Annotated in this window: 5 protein-coding genes and 1 pseudogene; 3 read left to right on the top strand and 3 right to left on the bottom strand. The window is 68.2% G+C overall.

Annotated elements, in window-relative coordinates:
* Positions 1 to 212 precede the first annotated feature (212 nt).
* Positions 213 to 1,319: pseudogene (locus tag SYNGFB01_RS09635) on the top strand (phosphotransacetylase family protein).
* 50 nt (positions 1,320 to 1,369) lie between these two features.
* A complete protein-coding gene (locus SYNGFB01_RS09630; protein ID WP_048017857.1) occupies positions 1,370 to 1,882 on the top strand; it encodes a DNA recombination-mediator protein A in 513 nt (170 codons plus the stop codon).
* Between the two features lie 735 nt (positions 1,883 to 2,617).
* Here the strand turns inward: SYNGFB01_RS09630 and SYNGFB01_RS09620 are convergent.
* The gene (locus tag SYNGFB01_RS09620) at positions 2,618 to 3,061 is read right to left on the bottom strand and encodes an MAPEG family protein (protein ID WP_048017856.1); all 444 of its coding nucleotides are present in this window, start codon (positions 3,059 to 3,061) and stop codon (positions 2,618 to 2,620) included.
* 53 nt (positions 3,062 to 3,114) lie between these two features.
* Here SYNGFB01_RS09620 and SYNGFB01_RS09615 point away from each other — a divergent pair, with 53 nt between their 5' ends.
* Entirely contained in the window at positions 3,115 to 3,612 is a 498-nt protein-coding gene (locus tag SYNGFB01_RS09615; RefSeq protein ID WP_048017855.1) for a YajQ family cyclic di-GMP-binding protein, read from the top strand.
* A 57-nt stretch (positions 3,613 to 3,669) separates the two neighbouring features.
* Here the strand turns inward: SYNGFB01_RS09615 and SYNGFB01_RS09610 are convergent, their stop codons facing one another.
* Positions 3,670 to 4,152 (bottom strand): hypothetical protein, encoded by a 483-nt coding sequence (locus SYNGFB01_RS09610; protein WP_072061603.1) that lies wholly within the window; start codon positions 4,150 to 4,152, stop codon positions 3,670 to 3,672.
* A 505-nt stretch (positions 4,153 to 4,657) separates the two neighbouring features.
* Positions 4,658 to 4,933 (bottom strand): hypothetical protein, encoded by a 276-nt coding sequence (locus SYNGFB01_RS14340; protein ID WP_072061555.1) that lies wholly within the window; start codon positions 4,931 to 4,933, stop codon positions 4,658 to 4,660.
* Positions 4,934 to 5,375 lie beyond the last annotated feature (442 nt).

Below are 5,375 nucleotides of genomic sequence, written 5' to 3'. Positions count from 1 at the left end.
AGCCGGGCGCCGCGCCGGTGCCAGCTGCGCAGCAGCGCCTGGCCGAGGGCGCCGCTGGCCCCGGTGATCGCCACCACCGGGCCCGAGTCGGCCGGGGCGGTTGGATGCATCGATCGGTCGTCCACTGCTCTGCCGCGACCTCCGCCCAGCTTGGCGGAGGGAGCGGGCCCCCTAGATTGCGACCCAATCGCCCGGGGCAGAGAGGTCGATCGATGCCATCTACCCTCCTGATCGGCTCCTGCGAACCCTTCAGCGGCAAGTCGGCGGTGGTGCTGGGGCTGGCCCGCCAGCTGCTGCGTCAGGGCCATGCCGTGCGTTTCGGCAAGCCGCTGGCTACAACCTTCGATGACGATCCCGTGGCGTCGGACGACTCCGACGCGGCCCGCTGATCGACGAGGATGTGCGGTTCGTGGGTGCGACCCTCGGCCTCTCCGAGCAGCAGCTGATCCCGGCCCTGCTGCTGCGCGGCCAGGTCAGCGCCCGCCAGCGCCTGCTCAGCGGCGACCGTCTGCCCGGCGCCGGCTTCGAGGCCTGGCGCGCGCAGCTCAGCGGCTCCGCCGAGGGCGTGGCCCTGCTGGAAGGGCCCGGCAGCCTGCACGACGGGCTGCTCTACGGGCTCAGCCTGGGCCAGCTGGCCAGCGCCCTCGACGCGCCGNTGCTGTTGNTGCACGCCTGNANCGACAGCTNCAGCCTCGAGCCGCTGCTGNCCGCCNAGNATCAGCTGGNCGATCACCTGNCCGGGNTGNTGCTCAATACGNTCGACCCNGAGGCCGTGCCCAGCCTGCGCCAGGAGCTGGTGCCCGCCCTGGAGCGCTTCGGTCTGCCGGTGCTGGGGGTGCTGCCGCGCNAGCCCCNTGCTGCGCAGCGTCACCGTGGCGGAGCTCTCCAGGCGTCTCGGAGCCCAGGTGCTCTGCTGCCCCGATCGGCTCGATCTGCTGGTGGAAACCCTCTCGATCGGAGCCATGAACGTGAATTCGGCGATGGAGTTCTTCCGCCGCCGCCGCAACATGGCCGTGGTGACGGGTGCCGACCGCACCGACATCCAGCTGGCGGCCCTGGAGGCCTCCACCCAGTGCCTGATCCTCACCGGAGCCGGCGACCCACTGCCCCAGCTGATCAATCGCGCCGAGGAGCTCGAGGTGCCGCTGCTGAAGGTGGAGCACGACACCCTCACCACCGTGGAGGTGGTGGAGCAGGCCTTCGGCCATGTGCGGCTGCATGAAGCCGTGAAGGCCAGCTATGCCTACCGGCTGGTGGAGGAGCACTGCGCCTTCGATTCCCTCTTCACCCGGCTGCAGCTTCCGGCGCTGGCCCGATAGCGCTGCTAGCTTCACGGCAGAGGTGACGACTCAGCGGTGGGGTCTCAGTTGTGACGCGGTCTCTGGATCTCCCCGCGCTCGATCGAATCGACACGCTGGCCCAGGAGCTGGCCATGCTGCAGGACCGCAGCAAGCGGCGCATCGCCATCCTCGGCAGTCGCCATGTGCCGGTGGTCTCGATCCACCTGGTGGAACTGGTGGCCCGATCCCTGGCTCAGGAAGGCCACAACCTGATCACCTCCGGAGCCCAGGGCGTCAACGCTGCGGTGATCCGCAGCGTGCTGGAGGTGGACCCCTCCCGCCTCACGGTGCTGCTGCCCCAGAGCCTGGAGCGCCAGCCGGCCGAATCCCGCGATCAGCTCAAGCAGGTGCTGCACCTGGTGGAGAAGCCCGAGCACGACGAACTGCCCCTGCCGATGGCCAGCAGCCTCTGCAATCAGGACATCATCACCCGTTGCGATCAGCTGATCTGCTACGCCTTCCACGACAGTGAGACCCTGCTCGCCAGCGTGCGGGTGGCCGAGGACATGGGCAAGGTGGTGAGCCTGATGTTCTTCGACTAGGTGCCGAACGCCACGTGGCAGGCGGCGTTGAGCAGTTCAGCCTCCGCGGCGGTGTTGGGCAGATGGCCGTTGAGCTCGCCATCGCGGCAGTCGGCATCCATCTGATAGCTGCGGCCGTCGCGGCGCACCACGAAGCTGATGCCGTTGTCGGTGGCGGCCTCCACCGTGCGGTAGTCGAGCTGATAGGGGGTGTTGGGCACCACGATCGTGGGCTGGTTGGACCGGATCGCGTTGTTCATGGCGTTGTTGATGATCGCGGCCGTGGCCAGGGCGGTGATGCCCCAGAGCACCGACTGCGGGCCCCACCAGTTCCAGGAGTTGGAATACCAGCGCGGGCCGTACCAGCCGTAGTTCCAGGGCCGGTAGCGACCCCAGCCGGGCCGCACCCAGTTGGGCCTCCAGTTGGAGGGATAGCAGCCCGCTCCGGCGCAGGGGCGGCCCCAGTGGTTGTAGTAGGGCCGGCGATTCCAGTCTTCGCGCCGCCAGCGGTTGGCGTCGCGGCGCCAATACTCGGGGACGTTGCCGCCCCGGTAGGGGCTGTAGGGGGTGCGATAAGGCGTGCGATACGGGGTGGCGTAGGGCCTTGGATAGGGCGTAGGGCCTGCCAGCACCGGCGCNGTGATCGGGCCGGCCGTCAGGGGCACGAGCAGCAGCGGGATCAGCACACGGTGAGCTCGGGCCATCGCCGGGTTGGCGTCTGTTTCCGTTCTAGGCAGNCTCCGCCGGCCGGTCAGGTCAGCCGGCCAGCAGGGTCCGCAGCCCCGCCACGTAGAGGATGCCGCTGCAGGTGAGACCACCGGCCCAGCACAGGCCCCGCAGCGGCGGCAGGTTGCCCACATAGGCGCCGATGTAGGCCAGGCGCAGAGCGGGGTGCAGCCAGGCCGCGACCGCCGCCGCCGGACTGGCCGGGCCCGCCAGCAGGCAGAGCAGGGCGGCGGGGGCGTGCAGCGTGAACGCCTCGAAGCAGTTCTGGTGCGCCCAGGCCGCCCGCTTGCCCCAGGCCGGCAACCGCTCGAACATCGCCCGCGGTGCCGCCAGATCGGCCATCTGGAAATCGGCCTGGGAGCGGNCCGCCCCCAGGGGCACCGTGCTGACCACCACCACGCCGGCGGCCAGCAGCAGCGACCAGCCATAGGGCGCCAGGGAGGCGGCGGCGGCAAGCTCGGGGGCGGTGGTCATCAGCGGAGGCGGAGGCTGCTCTTTTCTAGGCTGGCTCCACCCCCTCCCGGCCCATGGCAGACACCTTCTCCTTCGACGTGGTGAGCGACTTCGACCGCCAGGAGCTGGTCAACGCCGTGGATCAGGTGCGCCGCGAGGTGAGCCAGCGCTACGACCTCAAGGACTCCGGCACCGCGATCGACCTGGAGGAGACCAGCCTCACGATCACCACCGCCAGCGACATGACCCTTCAGGCGGTGGGTGATGTGCTGCGCCAGAAGGCCACCAAGCGCAATCTCTCCCTCAAGATCTTCGACTTCGAGGATCCCGAGACCGTGGGCGGCAACCGTGTGAAGCAGGTGGTGAAGCTGCGCAAGGGNCTCAGCCAGGAGCTGGCCAAGAAGCTCAGCAAGACGGTGCGCGACAACCTCAAGAAGGTCACGGTGGCGATCCAGGGCGACAGCCTGCGGGTCACCGGCAAGAACAAGGACGATCTGCAGAGCGCCATCGCCCTGCTGCGCGAGCAGGAGAAGGATCTCGAGGTGCCGCTGCAGTTCCAGAACTACCGCTAAAGGGGTGGTGCGGCCGACGCTGCGAGCCGGTGTTCAGGTGATCGGGTGATCTTGTGATCAGGGAGAGCCCGAGACCGAGATCGTGTAACCCATTCCGGTGGCGTTGGCGTTGTAGCTCGAGCCCACCTTCACGTTCACCTGGGTCACGAGCTTGCCGGCCGGCGGACTGAACGGGCCGTAATCCTTCGCCTGACCGGGCTGGGCCACGAGGGTTTCGTTGACGACCTGCAGGTTGCTGCCATCGCTGAACTTCAGATAGGCCTGGATGGGGTAGGGCCCTTCCTTCGTGGAGGTGGAGACGAAGTGAATCCGATAGCTGCTGTAGGGCGACGTGACCGTGAAATCGGTGTTGAAGTTGGTGCGGCCGAAGGGAAAGGTCAGTGGGCCATTCAGCTGGATCTCCTTGCTGACGCTGGTGCCGCCACCCACGGCCCGGAGCAGGGTGCAGTCAGGGGTGCCCGCCGCTCTCGACCCGGGCACAACATTCGGCGCCGCGAGCAGGGCTGCGATCGATGCGGCTGCCAGCGATGCTCCTGCCACCGAAGCCCACGCGCGCGGAGCCTTCCCGAGCGGAGTCTTCACGAGCGGACTGTTCAGAATCGGAGCCTTCTTGGCGAGCAGGGCGGGATGGCGTCGCTGAAGCATGGTCCGGGCGTGGTCTGCTGGGCACAAGCTAAGACGTCATTCCGGGCGCCGATCCACGGCGAGGGAGGCCGGCAGGAGCGCTGATGGCCTGTCCCCACTGCGGCAGCGGGTCGGTGAAGGCCGACCGGTCTCTCGCCGGCCGGCTGGTGTGCGGCCGCTGCGGACGCCCCCTGCCGGCGGGGCGATCCGGTCGTGCGGGACGATGGGTGCGTTCAGGGCGACCGCGATGGGGCGCCTGGCGCTGGCTGCTGGTGCTGCTGGCGCTGTCGGTCGCCATGGCCTGGTGGGCGGAGTCCGCCAGAAGGCCCTCTGGCCCCCTGCGCGACCCCAGGCAGGATCTGTCCGGTCGGCAGGTGATCGCCTGGAGGGCTGGATTCACACCATGGGCATGCTGCAGGAATCAGTCGTTGTGATGCCGGAGCTGTTCCATGGCGCTGTCATGGAGATGGTGTTCCTTATCGCGACGGCGTGCCCAGGCCTCCTGTTCATGGATCGCTGTCTGTTCGCCGTCGATATCATGATGTTCGGTGATCTGAGCCAGCGATGCCTCATGCAATCGCTTCTCCTGATCATGCTCCTCAGCCCATGCCACATACTCCGGCTCCGCCCTGGCTGTCGGGTCCTTGTCATTGCCGGCACGGGGCTGTTCTGTGTGATCGGAGAGCTGATCTGACATGGCCTTCCCAGGATCATTTCTTGATCCTCATCCTGGATCTGGAACGGCCCGCTGATCCGGTTGTTCAGGAAGCTTCAAGGTCGGGGGGCTCCCCCAGCGGCGAATCGGCAACTCCGTGCGGCTGTTCAGGCTTCGCGGAGATCGGATCAGGCGGATGGCGGTGACATCCAGCGCAAGCACCCCGAAGCTGCCGCTGGCAGGTTGATCGGGACCTACGGCGTGTGGATCTCCAGCCCCGGGGTCTTGCTCGAGCCGGCTCAGATCGGTGAGTGGCGGGACGCCTGAGGTCGCTGGCCTGATGCCTTCAGGCCCGCTCCGGTGCCGGGGACTAGGGTCCATGCGACAGGCCCGGACCGACCGCTGATGCCAGCCGGCTGGCGATTCTGGATGCGATCGTGGCGGGCGACCTTCACCGATCTGGTCGGCCTCGATCCGCGGGGCG

The sequence above is a fragment of the Synechococcus sp. GFB01 genome (assembly GCF_001039265.1).
Taxonomy (GTDB): domain Bacteria; phylum Cyanobacteriota; class Cyanobacteriia; order PCC-6307; family Cyanobiaceae; genus NIES-981.
This window is presented reverse-complemented; position numbering and strand designations above follow the sequence as displayed.